Annotated in this window: 20 protein-coding genes; 5 read left to right on the top strand and 15 right to left on the bottom strand. The window is 62.9% G+C overall.

Going from position 1 to position 21,198, the window contains the following annotated elements:
• Nucleotides 1-66 precede the first annotated feature (66 nt).
• Together ACI48I_RS15815 and ACI48I_RS15810 are read right to left on the bottom strand one after the other, a co-directional pair.
• Nucleotides 67-645, bottom strand: a complete 579-nt coding sequence (locus tag ACI48I_RS15815; protein ID WP_193685695.1) for a flavin reductase family protein — start codon at nucleotides 643-645, stop codon at nucleotides 67-69.
• Entirely contained in the window at nucleotides 642-1,583 is a 942-nt protein-coding gene (locus ACI48I_RS15810) for a LysR substrate-binding domain-containing protein (protein ID WP_498574730.1), read from the bottom strand. Before ACI48I_RS15810 ends, ACI48I_RS15815 begins: the two co-directional genes overlap by 4 nt.
• 107 nt (nucleotides 1,584-1,690) lie before the next feature.
• On the opposite strand from ACI48I_RS15810, the gene ACI48I_RS15805 reads away from it, so the two are divergent.
• Nucleotides 1,691-2,920 carry an MFS transporter gene (locus ACI48I_RS15805; protein ID WP_498574729.1) on the top strand — a complete coding sequence of 410 codons (1,230 nt, stop codon included), beginning with the start codon at nucleotides 1,691-1,693 and terminating at the stop codon, nucleotides 2,918-2,920.
• Here the strand turns inward: ACI48I_RS15805 and ACI48I_RS15800 are convergent.
• The gene (locus ACI48I_RS15800) at nucleotides 2,889-3,689 is read right to left on the bottom strand and encodes a ferritin-like domain-containing protein (RefSeq protein ID WP_498574728.1); all 801 of its coding nucleotides are present in this window, start codon (nucleotides 3,687-3,689) and stop codon (nucleotides 2,889-2,891) included. The two genes, ACI48I_RS15805 and ACI48I_RS15800, sit on opposite strands and share 32 nt — an antisense overlap.
• Nucleotides 3,690-4,568: 879 nt before the next feature.
• On the opposite strand from ACI48I_RS15800, the gene ACI48I_RS15795 reads away from it, so the two are divergent.
• Nucleotides 4,569-5,219 (top strand): PEP-CTERM sorting domain-containing protein, encoded by a 651-nt coding sequence (locus ACI48I_RS15795; protein ID WP_498574727.1) that lies wholly within the window; start codon nucleotides 4,569-4,571, stop codon nucleotides 5,217-5,219.
• A gap of 290 nt (nucleotides 5,220-5,509) precedes the next feature.
• Here the strand turns inward: ACI48I_RS15795 and ACI48I_RS15790 are convergent, their stop codons facing one another.
• The 8 genes from ACI48I_RS15790 to ACI48I_RS15755 all read right to left on the bottom strand — a co-directional run bounded on the left by ACI48I_RS15790 (nucleotide 5,510) and on the right by ACI48I_RS15755 (nucleotide 11,083).
• Entirely contained in the window at nucleotides 5,510-5,911 is a 402-nt protein-coding gene (locus ACI48I_RS15790; RefSeq protein WP_498574726.1) for a hypothetical protein, read from the bottom strand.
• Nucleotides 5,912-6,016: 105 nt separating this feature from the next.
• Entirely contained in the window at nucleotides 6,017-6,334 is a 318-nt protein-coding gene (locus tag ACI48I_RS15785; protein ID WP_498574725.1) for a hypothetical protein, read from the bottom strand.
• 221 nt (nucleotides 6,335-6,555) lie between these two features.
• Nucleotides 6,556-6,915, bottom strand: a complete 360-nt coding sequence (locus tag ACI48I_RS15780) for a hypothetical protein (protein ID WP_498574724.1) — start codon at nucleotides 6,913-6,915, stop codon at nucleotides 6,556-6,558.
• Nucleotides 6,916-7,106: 191 nt separating this feature from the next.
• Nucleotides 7,107-7,430, bottom strand: coding sequence for a hypothetical protein (locus ACI48I_RS15775; protein ID WP_498574723.1), 324 nt, complete (start codon nucleotides 7,428-7,430; stop codon nucleotides 7,107-7,109).
• Nucleotides 7,431-7,806: 376 nt separating this feature from the next.
• Nucleotides 7,807-8,205, bottom strand: a complete 399-nt coding sequence (locus tag ACI48I_RS15770; protein ID WP_498575036.1) for a lysozyme inhibitor LprI family protein — start codon at nucleotides 8,203-8,205, stop codon at nucleotides 7,807-7,809.
• Between the two features lie 122 nt (nucleotides 8,206-8,327).
• Nucleotides 8,328-8,951 carry a DUF1294 domain-containing protein gene (locus ACI48I_RS15765; protein WP_498574722.1) on the bottom strand — a complete coding sequence of 208 codons (624 nt, stop codon included), beginning with the start codon at nucleotides 8,949-8,951 and terminating at the stop codon, nucleotides 8,328-8,330.
• A gap of 60 nt (nucleotides 8,952-9,011) precedes the next feature.
• Nucleotides 9,012-10,274, bottom strand: coding sequence for a YncE family protein (locus ACI48I_RS15760; RefSeq protein WP_193685689.1), 1,263 nt, complete (start codon nucleotides 10,272-10,274; stop codon nucleotides 9,012-9,014).
• An 11-nt stretch (nucleotides 10,275-10,285) separates the two neighbouring features.
• Nucleotides 10,286-11,083: a creatininase family protein gene (locus ACI48I_RS15755; RefSeq protein WP_193689051.1), complete on the bottom strand. Its 798-nt coding sequence runs from the start codon at nucleotides 11,081-11,083 to the stop codon at nucleotides 10,286-10,288.
• 390 nt (nucleotides 11,084-11,473) lie between these two features.
• Between ACI48I_RS15755 and ACI48I_RS15750 the strand changes: the two genes are divergently transcribed.
• On the top strand, nucleotides 11,474-12,676 hold the full coding sequence (locus ACI48I_RS15750) for an ammonium transporter (RefSeq protein ID WP_498574721.1): 1,203 nt from the start codon (nucleotides 11,474-11,476) through the stop codon (nucleotides 12,674-12,676).
• A gap of 110 nt (nucleotides 12,677-12,786) precedes the next feature.
• On the opposite strand, the gene ACI48I_RS15745 is transcribed toward ACI48I_RS15750, so the two are convergent.
• From ACI48I_RS15745 to ACI48I_RS15730, 4 genes are all read right to left on the bottom strand, one after another.
• On the bottom strand, nucleotides 12,787-14,328 hold the full coding sequence (locus ACI48I_RS15745; protein ID WP_498574720.1) for a tripartite tricarboxylate transporter permease: 1,542 nt from the start codon (nucleotides 14,326-14,328) through the stop codon (nucleotides 12,787-12,789).
• A gap of 11 nt (nucleotides 14,329-14,339) precedes the next feature.
• On the bottom strand, nucleotides 14,340-14,858 hold the full coding sequence (locus ACI48I_RS15740) for a tripartite tricarboxylate transporter TctB family protein (RefSeq protein WP_498574719.1): 519 nt from the start codon (nucleotides 14,856-14,858) through the stop codon (nucleotides 14,340-14,342).
• Between the two features lie 10 nt (nucleotides 14,859-14,868).
• A complete protein-coding gene (locus tag ACI48I_RS15735) occupies nucleotides 14,869-15,882 on the bottom strand; it encodes a Bug family tripartite tricarboxylate transporter substrate binding protein (protein ID WP_498574718.1) in 1,014 nt (337 codons plus the stop codon).
• Nucleotides 15,883-15,964: 82 nt separating this feature from the next.
• Complete coding sequence (locus tag ACI48I_RS15730) at nucleotides 15,965-17,188, bottom strand: pyridoxal-phosphate-dependent aminotransferase family protein (RefSeq protein ID WP_498574717.1); 1,224 nt, start codon at nucleotides 17,186-17,188, stop codon at nucleotides 15,965-15,967.
• 237 nt (nucleotides 17,189-17,425) lie between these two features.
• On the opposite strand from ACI48I_RS15730, the gene ACI48I_RS15725 reads away from it, so the two are divergent.
• Together ACI48I_RS15725 and ACI48I_RS15720 are read left to right on the top strand one after the other, a co-directional pair.
• Entirely contained in the window at nucleotides 17,426-18,133 is a 708-nt protein-coding gene (locus ACI48I_RS15725) for a GntR family transcriptional regulator (RefSeq protein ID WP_498574716.1), read from the top strand.
• A gap of 58 nt (nucleotides 18,134-18,191) precedes the next feature.
• On the top strand, nucleotides 18,192-21,170 hold the full coding sequence (locus ACI48I_RS15720; protein WP_498575035.1) for an FAD-binding and (Fe-S)-binding domain-containing protein: 2,979 nt from the start codon (nucleotides 18,192-18,194) through the stop codon (nucleotides 21,168-21,170).
• The last annotated feature ends 28 nt before the right edge of the window (nucleotides 21,171-21,198 follow it).

The following is a 21,198-nucleotide window of genomic DNA, read 5'->3' as shown; positions in this document are numbered from 1 at the left end:
TGCGCGCCCCCTGCCGGATCAAAAAGCGAGTAGTTTGCACGGCTATCATCGAAATTTTCGAACGGGTCAATCCTCCTGCGCCCGCAGCGCTTCGCCGATGGCGTAGTACTGGCCGCCGGCCACGTGGTGGATGCTGCGCCACTCGGGCCCGGCGTTCTCGAACTGCCAGTGGCCGTCGCGAAAAGCGCGCTCGTCGGCCCAGGCGGCGACCACTTCGCCGATGAACAGGTCATACGTCGCCTGGATGTGCGGCTCGGGCACCAGGCGGCATTCGAGCCAGGCCGCGCAACCGGCGACGAAGGGCAGCGTGTCGCCGCCAAGGCGCAGTAGCGCGACGCCGGCTTCGCGCAGCTTGCCGGGGTGCTGGTCGAGGCTGCGGTTGCCGACCCGGTTGGTCAGCTCGAGCAGCGCGGCGGTCGGCACCTGGATCACGAAGCGGCCGCTGGCCTCGATCAGCGCGCGCGTGCGGGTCGCCTTGTCGAGCACCACGGTGAGCTTGGGCGGTGCGAAATCGAGGGCGCAGGCCCAGGCAGCGGCCATGACGTTGTCGACGCCCTCGAAGTGGCCGGACACGAGCACCGTCGGACCGTGGGTCAGCAGGCGGTAGGCTTTATCGAGGGGGACCGGCTGGATGTGTTGGTTCATGCATTCTCCGAAGATAACGGTAAGGACGGTGCGCGGCAGAGATGCGGGTCGGCGGCGAACAGGTCCTCGACCCATTCGGCGAACACACGCAGCTTCGGGCTCGCCATCCGGCCTTGCGGATGGACCAGAGACACGGGCATCGGCACGCTCGGACAGTCTGCCAGCACCTCGACCAGCGCGCCGCTCGCCAGGTGGTCGTGGACCATGTAGGTCGCGGCCTGGATGATGCCCAGGCCCTGCAGGCCGCAGCAGACGTAGGCGTCGGCGTCGTTGACCGAGACCATGCCGGGCAGCCGGCGCCGCTCGATGCGCCCGCCGACGCTGAAATCCCAGTCGAAGGGGCGGCCCGTGCGGCCCGAGAAATGCACGATGCCGCGATGCCCGTCGAGATCTTCCAGGGTCTCCGGCACGCCGTGGCTGGCCAGGTAGGCCGGCGCGGCGCAGGTCACGAAGCGCATGCTGCCGACCTGGCGCCCGATCAGGGAAGAATCGTCGAGCTCTCCCACCCGCAGCGCGCAGTCGATGCCGTCGCGGGTCAGGTCGGCCAGGCGGTCGCCCAGGCTCACCACCAGTTCGATGCCCGGATAGCGCGCGTGGAACTGCGCCAGGCGCGGCACCACCACGCGGCGCCCGACCGCGCCCGGCAGCTCAATCCGCAGGCGGCCGCGCGGCACGCCTTCGCTGCTGCGAAAGCGTCCCTCGGCCGCCTCGACGGCGGCCAGGATCTCGACGCAGCGGGCGTAGAATTCGGCGCCGTCGGTGGTGAGCGCCACCGAACGTGTCGTGCGCAGCAGCAGCCTGGTGCCGAGATAGGCTTCCAGGTTCTGCATGGTCGCCGTCAGCGAGGCGCGCGGCAGGTTCAGGGTCTCCGCCGCGCGCGAAAAACTGCTCGCCTCGACGATGCGCACGAAGGTCTGCATGGCTTTGATCCGGTCCACGGCCTGCCCCGATTGTTCATATAAAACGAATTGTATAGGAGATGAACCGGGTAATTATCTTTACAGTGCGCCTCGCTAGAATGGGGGCAACTTATCGAGGAGCCGCCATGACACCGATTCATTCCCCTGCAGACGATATTTCACCTGGCATGATCCGCCTGCTCGCCCTCGCCGCCGGCCTGATCGTCGCCAGCCTCTATTACGCCCAGACCCTGGTCGGACCGATCAGCGCGGCCACCGGCCTCTCGCTCGATGCGGCCGGACTCATCGTGACGCTGACCCAGGTCGGCTATGCGCTCGGCCTGCTGTTCATCGTCCCGCTGGGCGATTTGCTGGAAAACCGCAAGCTGGTCTTCGTCCTGCTGCTGGGCACCAGCGCCATGCTGGCCGCGGCGGCCTTCAGCAGCAGCGCCGCATTGTTTCTCGCCGCCTCGCTCGGCATCGGACTCGGCTCGGTCGCCGCGCAGGTGCTGGTACCCTTCGCCGCCCACCTCTCGCGCGAGGAAACGCGCGGCCAGACGGTCGGCAAGGTCGTCAGCGGCCTGCTGCTGGGGATCATGCTGGCGCGGCCGGCCGCCAGCCTGATTGCCGACCACTTCAGCTGGCATGCCGTGTACGGCGGCGCGGCGCTGGCGATCGCGGCGCTGGCCTTCGTGCTGCGTGCGCGCCTGCCGCAACGCGCCCCTGGCTCGTCCCTGCCCTACGGCCGCCTGATCGGTTCGATGTGGCAGCTGTTGACGACCACGCCCGTGCTGCGCCGGCGCGCCGCCTATCATGCGGCCATGTTCGCCTCCTTCAGCCTGTTCTGGACCGTCACCCCGCTGGTGCTGGCCGGTCCCGGCTTCGGGCTGTCGCAGACCGGGATCGCGATTTTCGCCCTGGTCGGCATGGCCGGCGCCGTCGCCTCGCCGGTCGCGGGACGTCTCGCCGACAAGGGGCACACCCTGTTCGCGACCGCCGCCGCGCTGCTGCTGGGCGTCGTCAGTTTCGTCCTGCCGCTGTTCGCCCCGGGCTCGCGCGAGGTCGCGCTCGGCCTGCTGGTACTGGCCTCGATCATCCTCGACATGGGGGTGGCCGCCAACCTGGTGCTGGGCCAGAGAACGATTTTCGCGCTCGGCGCCGAAGTGCGCAGCCGCCTGAACGGCATCTTCTTCGCCCTGTTCTTCGCCGGCGGCGCGGTCGGTTCGGCGCTGGGCGCCTGGGTGTATGCCCGCCACGGCTGGCAGGCCGCGCTACTGACCGGCCTCGCCTTCCCCGCAGCCGCGCTGGTCTACTGGACGAGCGAGTGGGCGGCCGAGCGCCGCCTCACGCAAAGCGCGCAAGCTCCTCTTCAGTGAAACCGGCGCGCCGCCGCGCCTCCAGGTTGAACGGCCCCTTCAGCACCGGGGCCTTGTAGCGCACGACCAGATCGTCGTAGGTGGCGCGCAGCGGCAGGCCGCGCGCGGCGCACAGGAAGCCGTACCAACGGTTGCCGATTTCCACGTGGCCGACCTCGTCGCGCAGGATGATGTCGAGGATCCCCGCCGCCGCCATGTCCCCGGCCTGGGCCAGTTTCGCGCGCAGCGGCGGAATGGCGTCCAGGCCGCGCGCCTCCAGCGTGCGCGGCACCAGCGCCATGCGCGCCAGCACGTCCCCTTTCGTCTTGTCGACCATCTCCCACAGGCTGTCGTGGCCGGGGAAGTCGCCGTAGGAGTAGCCCAGCGTCTTCAAATGGTCGGACAGCAGCGTGAAGTGGTAGGCCTCCTCCTTCGAGACCTGCAGCCAGTCGGCGTAATAGGCGTCCGGCATGCCGGGGAAGCGCCACAGGGCGTCGAGCGCCAGGTTGACGGCGTTGAATTCGATATGGGCCAGCGCGTGCGCGAGCATGGCGCGGCCCTCGACGGTCGTCATCGAGCGGCGGCCGACCAGGCGCGGCGATACCAGCTCGGGGCGCGCGGGACGGCCGGGGATGGCGCCGTCGGTTTGCAGCTGGGCGCCGCTGTCGAGCGTCATGGCACCCCGTGCAAAGTCCTGCGCCAGGGCGGCCACCATGGCCGTTTTCGTGAGCGGATCGGTCTCCAGCAGGCAGCGCAGTGCGCCGGCCCGCAGCTCCGGGAAGTCTCGCATTGTCGTTCTCGTGCGTATAAAGGCGGGAGTGTAGCAAATCGGGCCAACCGGTTGACCATCGGGCACGCGCCGGGCGAACGTTCAGCTTATGGCTGTATACGACCCAGGGAGACCTTGGCTACAACTCGCCCCCACGTACTGTCGGGCCGGAAAATGACTTGTCCTTCAGGCACTGCCTGACGCTTCCGGGATATGAACCGCCTTGCACAGCAATGGTGCAGATCTTGGCTTTGTATTTCGTCTTTGCTGAACAAGCCGTGACTGTGCGCGACTCAGGCTGCTTGTTTATGCGTGCAACAACGCCTGGATTGGCGAGGTCGTCCGTTGCAACAGAGTACATGCAGAAGTCCGCAATCCATTGTTCCACCTCTCCTGCAACGGGACATTTCGCAGGGGCGGCAACCGCGATTGCACTTGCCATAAGTGGAAATGCCAGCAAAAAGCGAATGAATAGTTTTCTCATACCCGGTAGTAGAAAGAAGTCCTGGGAGCTAATGAGGCAAACCGCATCAACCGCTAATGTCTGCGCCTAGCCGATTACGGACCTATTTTAACGTCCGCTTCCGACCCAAAGCGGACGGTGCAGGGTACCGTCCAATAGGCGCTTGGTCGGTGAGGAAGCAACCGGCGTGGGTCCAGGGCGCTGGCGTTGTAGTTCTTACGGGGTTATTGGGCTGAAATGAAAGGATGCCTGAAAGCAAGCTAGCTAGCTATCCTAGTGGGTAGCTGCTTGGTACCAATGTATTTATTGTCGGAAAAACTTACATCCAAAAATGAAGTGGATAAAAAATTGCTAGTTCCTATAGGAGAGATGCATAGTGGCATGAATATTGCTTATAGAGAATATATGATGCATCAATCCACTTGACTAGGAATACAGTGAAAAAGACACTTTTGGCGGTAATCTCTGTGACCGCCTTCTCCGTATGCATGTCTGCTACCGCTTCTCCTATGTACACCATAGGCGAGGCTGTAACTAATCCCGATAGGAGCCTCACGTTTACAAATCTGGAGCGCTGGACTAGCTTAGTGAACTACCAGGAGGACGGAATTATCGTGAACGGTGATGGGGAGTCTTACTCCTACGCCGCCTTCACACCATTTGTCGGATACGACAACCGCAACTCTGATTTTCATTACGTCGCTTCTGGTACCTATTCTTACGTAACGATCAAGGGCGCGAATAAAGAAGTCTTCTCTGCTGTTAGTTTTCTTGTGGGAAATGGATGGGCAAGAAACATCAACTATCTGCGCTTCCAAGCGTACTTGGATGGAGCAACGATCGACGGAGGCCAGATCGAAATGACGAACGGGCTTATCAAATTTGCAGATACAACTGGCTTTGATGAACTGCGAGTGAGCTCGACATGGACTTGGGCGTCATTTGGTAGCCGACAGGCAATTGCACTTGATGATCTGAAGATTGATATCAAAGACGCTGCGACCGACGTGCCAGAGCCTGGTTCGCTAGCCCTACTTGGCTTGGGGGTTGTAGGCCTCCTCAACGCACGCCGCCGCAAATCAGCGTAACTAGCTTTGCTCCGATAATTGCCTAGGTGCTTCTGTCTTGCACGCACTCATCAATGGGTCTGATGAAGCGCGAGGGGGTGAAGGGGCGCGCTGTGGCCAGGATCTCGGTGTGCAGGCTTTCGGCCTTGGTACACCAAGACAGGGAACGCCCATCAGGAACAGCACGCAGTCGCGGTGCCCGTCCGGGACGCCTCCAACCGAATAATCCGAATGTGCTGTGGAGGCAGCAGGGCCGCTTACGACCCATTCCGGCCGTTCGAAATTGTCGAGCACGAAGTCGTCCACTGAAACTAATCCTTGGAAGCGATTTCGGCTCGATACTGGTCCAGCTTCCCAGCGCCGTAGTAGTTGAGGAACTCAGCCATAGCAGGCGCCACCTCGACTTGCGCCGTGATCTTCCAGAACCCGGCTTCGCCCATCATAGGCACAAGCCCTTCAATCAGTAGGCGACTGGCGTTGTGACTAGATGAGACCAGCCAGTGTTTCAGCAGTTGAGTGACTTCGTCGGTTGGAAGCTGAGAAGACCGTACAAGTGCGACCGCGTATCTGTAGTTATGGCTATACAGCTCTTTAATAAACTCGATGCGCTGCGGTACAGGTATCGAACGCAACCATCGGCGAAGTTCGGTATCAACCTGGGCAGTACCGGACCGACGTATGAACTGCTCAGGCTTGAAACTTGGCTCATCCATGGCACTGTTCTAAAGAGTTCTTCTTAGGGCCGCTTCTGGCCGATTGCGGACCTATTGTAGCGTCCACTTACGACCCGAAGCTGACTGTCACGGCAGACTCATTCGTCAGTGCTTTGTATTACATGTCGACTCGGCAGTAACTTCAGTCGAAACCGTCGAGCGCAAGATTTTCTTCAGGCGTTCGCCTAATACCTGGGCAGCTGTCGCGCTCACATTTGAATGAATGCCAATGTCGTAGCAGCCAGGGTTCACAAGACTGATGACAGATATATACGATTCATCTGCGCTTTTGAACGAATACACATAGCTTCCGCCTGCTCGCAAATAATCTGCTATGCCCGCCTCACTCAACGCCGAGAAGCCGTTGGCGTTCGCGAAATCTCTGACTGCAACCCTCATCAAGGCTGCCTCATCTTCGTTCATTGAACGCACAGCAAGCGTGTACTGAACGTGCCGCGTTTCATATGAACAAGCGAGGATCGACGCAAAAAGCAGTGATAGCAATGTGTTCCGAATGTACGTACCTGCCATCATCTGTCCACATGAGATTGGGTTCAATACAACGTCTGCTTCTGGCCGATTGCGGACCTATTGTATCGTCTGCTTACGACCCAAAGCGGACGCGTACAACGCGGCGATATGCCTTAGATAATCCGAGGAATTCCAGGGCGGCGATCATCGTGACATTCGCCTCTCAGGATCAAATCCAACGTGAGCTGAAATGCGTTTGCCATCCGGAGCGCCTCCTGTTTGTCTGGAGTGGCCGGCATGTACGATGCCTCATTCTGAAGAATGTTCGCGGCTTGACTTAGCTGCAGCAAGATGTATCGGGGTAGCAGCTCTTGGCCCTTGAGCAGCGCAGTTAGTTGCTTGCTTAGCTGCTCTGTCCGTTCGAAAGCGGATCTTCTGATTTCCTTACAATCCTGTACGCCGTTCACAACGTCGAACATATGACGTGCCAGTTGCTCGAAAACCGGACGAATCTCTTCAATACTTCCCGACATAAACATCCTCAAGCTGAAATGGTTAACGACCGCTCTTGGCCGGTTGCGGACGGTTGACACGGCTCAGTTTACCCGGCTGATTCCCGGAGAGCAACTAAAGGCGTTTTGTCAGGAGTTCTAATTTTGGGTGCGTCGGCTCAGCTCATGCGCATCGGACTCAATCATGCAGCTGGCCTGGCTCGAAGGTTGCTCTAGGAAAGCCCATGTCGCGTGGTATAGGCTTCGAATTCTTCGTCGCTTTGCAATCCAAGCAAATTTAAAAGTTCCGACATTACTTGGGCTAGCAAAGGAATTCTCTCCCATAGCCCCCATGGTCCTTCCGGAGAAAAATAGTACCAGTATCCATTTAAGAAGTCGCTAGGCGGCTTTTTTTGCGCAATTTTTAAATCTATTAATATTGAACGCAGTTGTGTTTCATAAAAGTCTGCAATGTTTGCGTCGCTCCTTGATGCTTCTAGAAGCAACTCGTCCAGCCGAGTTGCGGACATAACAATGTGCTTTTCTAATTTTTTCATGGTTGCAACATCTTGCTATATAAGCTCGCCCTGTATTGGCTGAGCAGGCGTAAAAGCATTCAGGTCAGGCACAGTATGCTGAGTCAAGTTGCCTCTAACCTCTATGGGATTCTTGTTCAATTGCTGCATTCACACTCTCGTATACCGTTGTCGCCGTACGTATAGAAGCTGAATTTCCTATACCAAAGTCATTATTCGGCGTGTTGGTTCGTTGGTCATCACTACCCTTCCTTACAGTCGTTCGCCGTCGTGTAGCTGAGCTTAAAGCACGCGTTTGCAAGCGTCCGCTTCTGGCCGATTGCAGACGATCGGGTCAGCATAGCATCTTGCCAAGTCGAAAAGTCTCGCGGAGTGTCACAAATGTCTCCAACCGACCCTAACCGGACGTTTTTTTCTGATACCAGTCCGGTTCAGGAAGCGCGGGTACGTCTGTACCAAACATCCTTATGTATGCAGACCAAATCGCGTGCGTTCGCGAACGAGTTGCTTCGATTCGGCACTCCAGTTCGGCACGATATCGATAGCTTCCACCCTCTTCGTATGCGTACACATCACCACAGTGGGCGTCACGATATTTAAGCCAAGCCTCCTGCGAAGCGGTGATCTGAGGCTTGCCACTGTTTTCTCTGCTTATTCTTCCCGCTGCAATCGCCAGGTACTCACTGAGGATCTTGTCCTCCTTACGAAGTTCCTGGTTCAAGCACTCCGACTCGTCAAGAGTATTTTCTGATTGCAAACATAACAGCTGAGGCTTTTCAGCTCTAGCAGAGAGCATCACACCAAGGAATAGACAACCTATCAACAAAAATCTGCGCATTTTGCCTCAAGGACGACTTGTTGGGATAACCGGCCCACTCGAATTTAAACTTGTTTGATATGAATATTTGATAGCGGCCTTCACCAAACCGCGTACGACCACGCGAATCTGGACGAAGACAGAAACCAGCCGAGCGCGCCGCAATTGACAAGCACAGTCAGCCAGAACGCCATGCGGAAGGATGCTTTCTTCGACTTATGCCGGAGCAGTTGTTGCGCCACGAGAGCGCCCGGCCAGCCTCCGAACAATGAGAGCATATGCAGCGTACTTTCCCTGGTTCGCCACCGATTGGTCTGCGCGGCGGATTTGTCGAGCGCGTAAGCGATGAAGGTAAGGACACTCGCGCAGAGATACGCACCCAACACGGCAGCAGGCAGTTTCCCCGCTATCACAGCGATGGCCATCAGGACGAGAAAACAGCATGCCGTGATCAAGGCCTTGCCACGCGTCCGGGCGGTCGCCGGACGCGGTGCTCCTGCCCTTACGAAAGCGACGTTCTTCGCCCGCGGCTGCCCTTTTTCGTTTGCGCTCAGCTCATAGCTCACCAAGTTGCCGGCTGCCGGACGGCGGCCGCGATCGGAGAACGATTTGATGTGGACGAACACCGCCGGCCCGCCACCGTTCGGGGTGATGAACCCGAATCCCTGCTCATCCTTCCAGGACGTGATTTTTCCCTGGTAGCGCGCGGCGCTTTGCACTCTCATCCCGGTGTTCGCGTGTTATGGATGGAGATTTGAGCGCCGACCGAAGGACCGACCCGCACGCTAGCGCAGGTTGCCCGTATGCCCCAGCGAATACCGCCCCGGCTGCGGCCACACCGTCAGCCCGTGCGGCTCGCCGCCGACTTTTACCTGGCGCACGTCGCCGTTGGCGGTGTCCATGCGGTAGACGACGTCGTCGAAGCGTCCGGCCAGCCACAGCCATTTGCCGTCGGCGCTGACGTTCCCCATGTCGGGACTGCCGCCGTTCGGAATCGCCCAGTGGGCCACGATCTTTTCGCTTGCGAACTCCAGCACGTCGACGCTGCCCGGGCCCTTGCGCTTGCCGTGGATGCGGTGGGTGCCGCGGTTGGTGATGTAGAGGAATTTGCCGTCGCGGCTGGGATACAGGCCGTGGGTGCCGGGACCGGACGGGATGAAGCCGACCTTGGTGAAGCTCGCGCCGTCGACGATGTGGACGCCGTCGGCCATCATGTCGGCGATATAGAAGCGCTTGCCGTCGGGCGAGATGCGCACGTCCTGCGGCATGCCCTTCTTGCTCGTGCAGATCTCGCTGGCGCCCGGGTTGCGCGGATCGAAGCCTTCGCGCACGCGCGTGGCCGGCATGCTGAGCTTCAGGTAGCCCAGCACCTTGCGGTTGGGGAGGTCGATCTTGGCGACCGAGCCGTCGAATTCGCAGGTGAACATGGCGTAGCGGCCGTCGATCGAGAATTCAGCGTGGTTGATGCCGCCGCACTGGGGCACGTCGATCGCGTACTGCATCGCCATCGTGTGCGGGTTGCGGAAGTCGAGCCGGCGGCGCGCCTCGGCGACCACGATGGCCGACTTGCCGTCGGGCGTGAAGTACATGTTGTAGGGGTCGTCGACCTCCACCTCGGGACCCGGCTTGCCGGTGGCTGGGTCGATCGGCGTCAGGCTTCCGGTGTTCTTGCGCTCGGCGTTATTCGCTACCCAAAGCGTGCGCAGGTCCCAGGACGGGATCACGTGCTGGGGACTGATGCCGACCTTGAAGCGGTCGACCACCTTCATCGTTGCCGGATCGATCACGCTGACATCGTTCGAGCGCAGGTTCGGCACGTAGACGCGCTCGAGGTCCTTGCTGACCGCTGCGCTCAGGTGGGTCGAGCCGATTTCACTGTACAGGTTGAGCGAATCGACAACCGGCGGCATGCCCGCCTCCGTGACGACGGGCGTTTTTTTGACAGCGGCGACGGGAGGCGCGACGTCCCGCACACGGAGGACACTGAAGGCGCCGGCGGCGATGGCGGCGGCAAGGACGGCGGCGACGACTACTTTTTTCGATGGCACGATGGAGTTCTTTACGGTTGCCTGGATGGGTTCTGGATTGGGTGTTCTTGCAGACTGGCGCGGATGGCGGCGACCGAAGCGGACACGATGCGGTCGACGCCGAGCCGGCCCAGTTCGGCCGTCGCCCGGCGCGGATCGCCGTCGACGCCGCCTGCCTTGCCTGCCTTTGCGCCGGCCGCGAGTGCGTCCTGGCGCACCAGCGCCGGATCGATTGCCAGCGACAGGGCCGTATCGGCCAGCCCGGCGTGCATGCCGATTTCGGCATCGCCATGGCCGCGCCGCTTCAGCTCGGCCACATAACTGCTCTGCGTTGCCCGGTAATAGTCGAGCAAGGCGTGAACGCGGCAAGATGGCGCGCGGTTGACGCGTGCCGCGGCCTTTTCTTCGTTTTTCTGGTAACCGCCGTGGTCGCCGAGGAAGAATACGTCGCGCACCCCATGCTGGCAGAAGCTGCGCGCCGTCGCTTCCAGCACCGACTCGAAGGCAGCGTCGGGTATCGAGATCGTGCCGGCAAAGCGCATGTGGCCGGCCGGCGGCGTGATCGCCCCCTCGGGCACGTAGGCAATGGTCGGCGCCACCAGCGTATTGCCGAGACCCTGGGCGATGCGGCCTGCCAGCACCCGGGCGCGCACATTGTGCTTGCCGAGGGCGATATGCGGACCGCTTTGTTCGGTGCCGCCGATCGGCACCAGCACCGTGGTGGCACCGGCCGCGATGCGGTCGCGCAGCTCGGGCGAAGTCAGGTCTTCGATATAGACGCTGGCAGGTCCCGATGCGGCCGCGAGCGTGGGCGCGGCCAACGCCAGCATGAGGCTGGCCACCACACATACCTTGCGCTGCCGACTTTTTTGCGGATGAAGCATCGTGTTCCGTTTTCCTGGGCGATTGACTGCGTGAGCGGACGCTTGCCGCGCGTCATTACTTCAACATTGTAGAGCAAGCGGCCCATGCAAAACCGATGTTGAAGGTGTTTTGCCCGTCTCTGTTGCAAAGCCGCAGTACGCTCATTATTGGTGCGACAACTGGTGCGGCTTTCTGTCCAATATGGTGCGGCCAACGCACGATTCCAGTGCATGATGTTCAGTCCAGGCCGACTCCCTTGTCAAATCAAGGACTTGGCATGGTGCGGCAGGCGGCCCGGAACTTGCTTAGAAACACGCTTACGTCTCAACCATGCACTTTTTTAGAAAGTTTTTCGGATGGATGCACCCAAACACGGCGCCGACACCCTGTTCGTTCTCCTCGGCGCAATCCTGATCCTGGCCATGCACGCCGGCTTCGCATTCCTCGAGCTTGGCACGGTGCGCAAGAAAAACCAGGTCAATGCGCTGGTCAAGATCCTGGTCGATTTCGCGGTCTCGACGATTGCCTATTTCTTCATCGGCTACACCATCGCCTATGGCGTCGACTTCTTTTCGGACGCCGCCTCGCTCAGCCAGCGCAACGGCTTCGAGCTCGTGAAATTCTTCTTCCTGCTGACCTTCGCGGCGGCCATCCCGGCCATCATTTCCGGCGGAATCGCCGAGCGCGCCCGCTTCCACCCGCAGCTCGTCGCCACGGCCCTGCTGGTCGGCTTCGTTTATCCCTTCTTCGAAGGCATCGTGTGGAACCATAACTACGGCATCCAGGCCTGGCTGAAGGGAGCGCTGGGCGCGGAGTTCCACGATTTCGCCGGCTCCGTGGTCGTGCATGCGGTCGGCGGCTGGGTGGCGCTGCCGGCGGTGATCCTGCTCGGCGCGCGTCGCGGCCGTTATTCGAAAAACGGCGCGATTTCCGCCCACCCGCCGTCGAGCATTCCCTTCCTGGCACTCGGCGCCTGGGTGCTGGCGGTAGGCTGGTTCGGCTTCAACGTGATGAGCGCGCAGACGCTGGACAAGATCAACGGGCTGGTGGCGCTCAATTCACTGATGGCGATGGTGGGCGGCACCCTGGCCGGCGTCCTGGCCGGCAAGAACGACCCGGGCTTCGCCTACAACGGACCGCTGGCCGGCCTGGTCGCCATCTGTGCCGGCTCGGACCTGATGCATCCGCTGGGCGCGCTGGTGACGGGGGCCATCGCCGGCGGCGTCTTTGTCTGGATGTTCACGCTCACACAGAACAAGTGGAAGATCGACGACGTGCTCGGCGTGTGGCCCTTGCACGGCCTGTGCGGCGCCTGGGGCGGCATTGCGGCCGGCATCTTCGGCCAGCACGCGTTCGGCGGCCTGGGCGGCGTGTCCTTTTTCGCGCAGCTGCTCGGCACGCTGATGGGCATCGGAATCGCGTCCGCGTCCGGCTGGATCATTTACGGGCTGCTGAAGAAGACCGTCGGCATCCGCCTCGATCCGGAAGAGGAGTACAACGGCGCCGACCTGTCGATCCACAAGATCAGCGCGACGGCCGAGCGCGAGACGAGCTGGTAGCAGCAATGCGTGGGGTGGGCTCGGCCCACGCGGTGATACACGACGGCGAGATCGTCGAGCACGAAATCGGAACCGTTACGTATCACCGCGTGGGCGGAGCCCACCCTACATTAGCCCTGCGGCTGGGTCGCACCGCTACCCGTCGATTCAGTCACGGCGGCGCGCGGAAAGAAGCGCTCGCGCAGCGAACCCAGCAACGACCAGCCGAGCCCGGCCACGGCGAGGGTCATGATGGTGCCGACCAGCCCGTTGCTCCAGAAAATCCCCAACCCGCCGCGCGAGGCCAGCATGCTCTGGCGGAACGCGTCCTCGGCGCGGTCGCCCAGCACCAGGGCCAGCACCAGCGGCGCCAGCGGGTAGTCGAGTTTCTTGAACACGTAGCCGACGATGCCGAAGGCCAGCATCAGCCAGATGTCGAACTGGGCGTTGTGCACCGTGAAGGCGCCGATCGCGCAGACCACGAGGATCGCCGGGGCGATGATCGAGAACGGAATGCGCAGGATCGCGGCGAACAGCGGCACCGTCGCCAGCACGATGATCAGGCCCGACAGGTTGCCGAGATACATGCTGGCAATCAGTCCCCAGACAAAATCCTTCTGCTCGACGAAGAGCAGCGGACCCGGCTGCAGGCCCCAGATCATCAGGCCGCCCAGAAGCACCGCGGCGGTGGCCGAGCCCGGGATGCCCAGCGCCAGCATCGGCAGCAAGGCGCTGGTGCCGGCAGCGTGCGCCGCCGTTTCCGGCGCCAGCACGCCGGCGATATTGCCCTTGCCGAAGCTGTCCTGGTCGCGGGCAAATTTCTTGGCCACGCCATAGCCCATGAACGAGGCCGCCGTGGCGCCGCCCGGCGTGATGCCCATCCAGCAGCCGATCGCCGACGAGCGCAGCAGGGTGGCGAAGTGGCGCGGCATCGTGGCCCAGGTCTTGAACACCACCTTCAGGTCGATCTTGCCGTTCTTGCCGCGGAAGGCCAGCCCTTCCTCGATCGTGATCAGGATTTCGCTGATGCCGAACAGGCCGATCACCGCCACCAGGAAGTCGAAGCCGCGCAGCAGCTGCGGGGCGCCGAAGGTCATGCGCAGCTGGCCGGAGATGGTATCGAGACCGACGGCCGCCAGCACGAAGCCGATGCACATGGCGATCACGATCTTCGCCTTCGATTCCTTGCCCATGCCGATGAAGCTGGCGAAGGTGAGGAAATACACCGCGAAGAATTCGGGCGGCCCGAAGCGCAGCGCGAATTTCGCCACCAGCGGCGCCAGGAAGGTGATCATCAGCACGCCGACGAGCGCCCCGATGAAGGAGCCGGTAAAGGCGCTGGTCAGCGCTTCGCCCGCCCTGCCCTGCTGCGCCAGCGGATACCCGTCGAAGGTGGTGGCCACCGACCAGGCCTCGCCCGGAATATTGAACAGGATCGAGGTGATGGCGCCGCCGAAGAGCGCGCCCCAGTAAATGCAGGACAGCAGGATGATCGCCGAAGTCGGGTTCATCGTAAACGTCAGCGGCAGCAGGATCGCCACGCCGTTCGGGCCGCCGAGCCCGGGCAGCACCCCGACGACGATCCCGAGCAGGATGCCGACGATCATCAGCCCGCCGTTATGCCACGACAGGACGGTCGCAAAACCGTTGAGCAGCGCGTTGAAGTCATCCATGTGATATCCGATCAGTAACCGAACAACTGTTCGAGCGGGCCCTTGGGCAGCGGCACCGTGAACATGATTTCAAAAATCCAGAACAGGATCAGGCTGACGATCACACCCGTGAGGGTCGACCGGTACCAGCTGAACTTGCCGACGAGGCACATGAAGATGCCGATGAACAGCGCCGAGGCCACGTAGATGCCGATGAACTGGACCGCCGCGATGTAGACGATCAGCGGCAGCAGCACGATCGCCACCAGCTTGGCCTGGGCCTGCTCGAGGAATGCCGAGCGGTCGTTCTTGCGCAGCGCCTGGACCAGCACCACGAGACTGGCGAGGAAAATGGCGATCCCCATGCGCATCGGGAAGTAGCCGGGCTGCGGGCCGTCGTCCGCCCAGCCGGCGCCGAGCTTGTAGTTGCTGACGATGGCCAGCAGCGCGAACGCGGCGACCACGATGCCGACCACGATTTCCGCGGTCCGCCTGGTGATGACGGCCGCCGATGGCGCGACGCTGCCGTCGATGTCTTCCTGGGAGTTCATGACGCGTCCCTTACGGTGCCATGAAACCGGCCGCCTTCATGATCTGGCGGTGGTTCTGTTCGTCCTTGCCCAGGTAGGCACGCAGCTGGTCGCCCACCATGACGGTCGACTTCAGGGCGTTCTTCGTCACGTACTCTTTCCACTCAGGGGTGGCGACCACCTTCATCATCAGGTCGGTGTAGTACTTGGTCACCTCCGGCGCGACCTTGCCCGGCAACATGAAGACACGCAGCATCTGGTACTGCACGTCGAGGCCCTTTTCCTTGCAGGTCGGGATGTCGGCCCAGCTCTGGGTATCGGTCACCTTTTCGGTATAGGCGCTGCGCTTGTCGGCGAACAGGCACAGGGCGCGGTGCTGGCCGGCGCGCCATTGCGCGATCGATTCGGACGGATTGTTCGGGTTCGAGTCGATATGCTTGCCCGAGAGCTGGGTGGCCGCCTCGCCGCCGCCCTTGTACGGGATGTACACGAACTTGACGCCCGCCGCCTTCTCGACCAGGGCGGTGATGATGTGGTCTTCGCGCTTGGAGCTGGTGCCGCCCATCTTGAATTTCGACGGTTCCTTTTTCACCGCCGCCAGGTACTCGAGCGGCGTCTTGTAGGGGGTTTCGCTGTTCACCCAGAAAACGAATTCGTCCTGCGCCACCATCGCCACCGGCGTCAGATCGCGCCAGTTGAAATCGAGGCCGGTTGCCAGCGGCACCGTGTACAGACCGGAGGACGACACGACGAGCCGGTGGGCGTCGCCCGGCGTGCTCTTGATGTCGAGCAGGCCTTCGGCGCCGCCGGCGCCCGCCTTGTTCTGCACCACGATCGGCTGGCTGACCAGTTTATGCTTGGCGATGATTCCCTGGATGGCGCGCGCCATGTTGTCGGTGGCGCCGCCAGCGCCGAAGGGCACGATGAACTCGATCGACTTGGTGGGTTCCCAGTCCTTGGCCATGGCGCCGTGCGCCATGCCGGCCGTCAGAGCTGCGATTGCGAGAGCATGCTTGAGCTTAAAATTCGGGGTGAGGCTGTTCATGAACCGTCTCCTGTCCGGGCCGTGGCCCTTGTTTTTAGTGTTGTTCCAGAGGTGAGTCGCGCCGCAGCGCGAATGCCGGGTGCTATGCCGCCTGCTGCAGCTTCGGGCCAGGCAGCGATTCCCGCAGCGAGCGCATCGCCGCGGCCACCCCGCCGGCCTGGTGCGGCACGCCGGCCAGCGCCAGGCCCATCTCGACCCCGGCCAGGGTGCCCATCAGCGTCAGGTCGTTGAAATCGCCCAGGTGTCCGATGCGGAACACCCAACCGCTCAGCTTGGAGAGGCCCTGGCCCAGCGACATATTGAAATTCGTCAGGATCAGCTTGCGCAACGCGTCGGCGTTGTGGCGTTCGCCGTTCGCGCCATTCGGCATGACCACCGCCGTCAGCACGCCGCTGTATTCAGCCGGGTTCTGGCACAGGATCTCCAGGCCCCAGGCACGCACGCACTGGCGGGTCGCCTCGGCATGGCGCTGGTGGCGCGCGAACACGTTCTGCATGCCCTCTTCCAGCAGCATGTCGCAGGCTTCCGACAGGCCATACAGCAGGTTGGTCGCCGGGGTGTAGGGCCAGAAGCCGTTCTTGTTGGCTTCGATGATCTCGTCCCAGGCCCAGAAAGCGCGCGGCAGCTTCGCCGTCCGCGAAGCGGCAATTGCCTTTTGCGACACCGCATTGAAGGACAGGCCGGGCGGCAGCATCAGGCCCTTCTGCGAGCCGGCCACGGTGACGTCCACGCCCCATTCGTCGTGGCGGTAGTCGAGCGAGCCGAGCGAAGAGATCGTGTCGACCAGCAGCAGCGCCGGGTGGCCGGCCTTGTCGATGGCGCGCCGCACTGCGGCGATATCGGAGGTGACGCCGGTCGAGGTTTCGTTGTGCACCACGCAGACGGCCTTGATCTGGTGCGCGGTGTCTTCCAGCAGGCGCGCTTCGATGCGGGCGGCGTCGGCGCCGCGGCGCCAGTCGTCGCCGATGAATTCGGGTTTCAGGGAGAGCCGCTCGGCCAGCTTCTTCCACAGAGTGGCGAAGTGACCGGTCTCGTACATCAGTACCGTGTCGCCTGGCGAGAGCGTGTTGACCAGCGCCGCTTCCCAGGCGCCGGTGCCGGAGGCCGGATAGATCACCACCGGCTGCGTCGTCCCGAAGATCTGGCCGATCTCGCCCAGGATTTTCTTGCCCAGCTGCTGGAACTCGGGACCGCGGTGGTCGATGGTGGGATAGTCCATGGCACGCAGGATGCGGTCGGGGACATTGGTCGGGCCGGGGATCTGCAGGAAATGCCGTCCGGACGGGTGGGAATTCAGCTTCAACATTGCAACTCCTAGAGAAGGGCCAACGCAGTCAGAGATATTCGAGCGACGAGCAACTTTGCATACAATATACTTAAACGCGGCAGTGTCAAGAAAATATCGTGTTGCGCCGCAGCGCGGCAATCGCAGTCTTTTCCGCTACTCTATAGTCGATGCGCAAGGCGTGGCGAGCCTGGCAGCCGGGGCGGCCGGTGTCGAAAGAATCATTTGACGCTCGAAAAATCGTATACAATATATTTCATGATTCACGAACCACTACTCCCACCCCCAGCCCGTCCGGCGGTCATCGACCGCCAGGGTCTCGCTTCCGCCGTCACGGTACGCCTGCGCGACATGATCATCGAGGGCACCCTGGCGCCGGGCACCCGCCTCAACGAACGGGTGCTGTGCGAACAGCTGATGGTCTCGCGCACGCCGCTGCGCGAAGCGTTCAAGGTCCTGGCCGGCGAAGGCCTGATCGAACTTCTTCCCAACCGCGGCGCCCAGGTGGCCGAAATGTCGATGGCCGACATCGAGCAGACCTTCGAGGTGCTCGGCGCGCTCGAGGCGCTGTCCGGCCAACTGGCCTGCGAACGCATCACCGATGCCGAAGTCGTCGAGATCCGCGCACTGCATTACGAGATGCAGGCGGCGCATGCGCGGCGCGACCTGGCGACCTACTACAAGATCAACCACGAAATCCATGACCGCATCAACGCCGCGGCCCGCAATGCGGTGCTGACCACCACTTACCTGCACCTGAACGCGCGCATCCAGAACCTGCGCTTCCGTTCCAACTTCAACCAGGACAAGTGGGATGCGGCGATGAAGGAGCACGGCATCATGCTCGACGCCCTCGAGCGGCGCGACGGCCCTGCCCTGCGCGCCATCCTTGAACATCACCTCCAGTCCAAGCGCTTCACGGTCGTGTCCGACCTGCGCGCATACGAAGCCACCCAAAAGGCCTAGCCCCATGAACGCACCCGCCGCCGCACCGATCAAGCTGAGCGAACAACTCGCTTCCCGAATGAATGGGCAAGGACTGGCAAGGCGGCTGGCGGCCGAAACGGGGGGCGAAGTCCTGTTCGACGCCGCCTCGCGCGGCCGCTACTCCACCGACGCCTCGATCTACCAAGTGGATCCGGTCGGGGTGTTCGTGCCGCGCACCGAGCGCGACGTCGAGCTGGCGATCGCCATCGCGCGCGAGATGGGCGTGCCCATCCTGCCGCGCGGCGCCGGCACCAGCCAGTGCGGCCAGACCGTGGGCGAAGCGCTGGTCATCGATAACAGCAAATACCTCAACCAGGTGCTCGAATTCGACCCGGCCGCGATGACGGTGACGGTGCAGCCGGGGATCGTGCTCGACCACCTGAACGCCTGGCTGAAGCCGCACGGCGTCTGGTTCCCGGTCGACGTCAGCACGGCGGCCCAGTGCACGCTCGGCGGCATGGCCGGCAACAATTCCTGCGGCTCGCGCTCCCTCGCCTACGGCAACATGGTGCACAACGTGGTGGCGATCGATGCCATCCTGTCGGACGGCACCGAAGCCCGCTTCCAGGACGAACGGGCGATGGGCGATGCGCCGCCGCGCGTACGCGAACTGATGGCCGGCCTGCGCGCCATCGCCGCCCGCGAACATGAGGAAATCGCGCGCATGGTGCCGAAGGTGATGCGCCGCGTCGGCGGCTACAACATCGACATCTGGCACCCGCAGAGCGAACGGCCCTATACCCAGGACGGCAGCGTCAACCTGGCCCACCTGCTGGTCGGCAGCGAGGGTACGCTGGCGACCACCCGCCGCATCGTGCTCAAGGTGCAGCCGCTGCCGAAACATAAAACGCTCGGCGTCGTCAACTTCCCGACCTTCCACCAGTCGATGGAAATGACGCAGCACATCGTCAAGCTCGCCCCGGTGGCGGTGGAGCTGGTCGACCGCACCATGATCGAGCTGGCGCGCGACAACCCGGCCTTCCGCCCGGTGATCGAAAAAGCCCTGATCGGCGCGCCCGATGCGATCCTGCTGGTGGAATTCGCCGGCGAATCGATGGACGAACAACGCGCCGGCCTGGCCCGGCTGGTGAGCCTGATGGCCGAGCTGGGACTGCCCGGCAGCGTGGTCGAAATGGTCGACGCCGGCGCCCAGAAGGCGCTGTGGGAAGTGCGCAAGGCCGGCCTGAACATCATGATGAGCATGCGCGGCGACGGCAAGCCGGTCTCCTTCATCGAAGACTGCGCCGTGCCGCTCGAGCACCTGGCCGAGTACACCAGCAGCCTGACCGAAGTCTTCGCACGCTACGGCACCCGCGGCACCTGGTACGCCCACGCCTCGGTCGGCACCCTGCACGTGCGGCCGATCCTGGACCTGCGCCGCGGCGGCGCCGAAAAGATGCGGGCGATTGCCGAGGAAGCGGGCGCGCTGGTGCGCAAGTACAAGGGCGCCTTCTCGGGCGAACACGGCGACGGCCTGGTGCGCAGCGAATGGGTGGCCTGGCAGTTCGGCCCGCGCCTGATGCGCGCGTTCGAGGAGATCAAGCAGCTGTTCGATCCGTCCGGCCTGATGAATCCCGGGAAGATCGTCCGTACCACGCGCATGGACGACAAATCCCTGTTCCGCTACAAGCCGGGCTACCAGCCGGCGGCCTTGACGACGGCGCTCGACTGGTCGGCCTGGAACGTGCAGGTCGATCCGGTGACGGAAGAAAGCACGGCGCCCGGCGCCGGCGGCGACCCGGCCGGCGGCTTCGCCAAGGCGGTCGACATGTGCAACAACAATGGCCATTGCCGCAAGTTCGACGCCGGCACCATGTGCCCGAGCTACCGCGTGACGAAAGACGAGCAGCACCTGACGCGCGGGCGCGCCAACACCCTGCGCCTGGCCCTGTCCGGCCAGCTGGGCGAAGACGGTTTTACCTCCGAGGCGATGCGCGAGACGCTCGACCTCTGCGTCAGCTGCAAGGGCTGCAAGCGCGACTGCCCGACGGGAGTCGACATGGCGCGCATGAAGACCGAATTCCTCTACCACTACCAGAAGAAGCACGGCCTGTCGCGCAAGGACAAGCTGATCGCCAACCTGCCGCGCTGGGCGCCGTGGGCGGCGCGCCTGCCCTGGCTGGCCAACCTGCGCGATACGGTGCCGGGTGCTGCCGGCTTGTCCGAGAAGCTGTTCGGCTTCTCGGCCAGGCGTTCGCTGCCGACCTGGCGCAGCGACACCTTCATGGCCCGCGTCCAGGCGCCTGCGTTGGCGCCGGAGCAGGCCGACGTCGTCCTGTTCGCCGACACCTTCAATAATTATTTCGAGAGCGAGAACGCCATGGCCGCGCTGCAGGTGCTGCAGGCGGCCGGCTACAAGGTGCACGTGGCGCGGCCGGCTTCCCGTGACGCCGAACCCGCACGTCCCCTGTGCTGCGGGCGCACTTACCTGGCCAGCGGACTGGTCGACGAAGCCAGGGCCGAAGCACGCCGCGTGGTCGAGGCGCTGCGCCCCTTCGTGGCGCGCGCTGTGCCCGTGGTCGGGCTGGAGCCGTCCTGCCTGCTGACGCTGCGCGACGAATTCCTGGTGATGGGGCTGGGCGCGGATGCCGAAGCACTGGCCGCGCAGGCACTGCTGTTCGAGGAATTCCTGGCGCGCGAGCACGCGGCCGGCAAGCTCAAGCTGGACCTCAAGGCGCTGCCGGAAGCGCGCGCCCTGCTCCATGGCCACTGCCACCAGAAGGCCTTCGACGCCGTGCGGCCGGTGCAGACGGTGCTGGGACTGATCCCGGGCCTGAAGGTGGAACTGATCGAATCGAGCTGCTGCGGCATGGCGGGCAGCTTCGGCTATGAAGCGAAACACTACGCCGTGTCGATGCAGATGGCCGAGCTGTCCCTGCTGCCGGCGGTGCGCGCCGCCGGCGCCGACACCGTGCTCGTGGCCGACGGCACCAGCTGCCGCCACCAGATCGCCGACGGCGCCCAGCGCGAAGCCGTCCACGTGGCGCGCGTGCTCGCGCGCTCATTGAAGGCGTAATCCGTAGGGTGGGCGCCCCGTGCCCACC

The organism is Massilia sp. LXY-5 (assembly GCF_059801075.1).
This window is presented reverse-complemented; position numbering and strand designations above follow the sequence as displayed.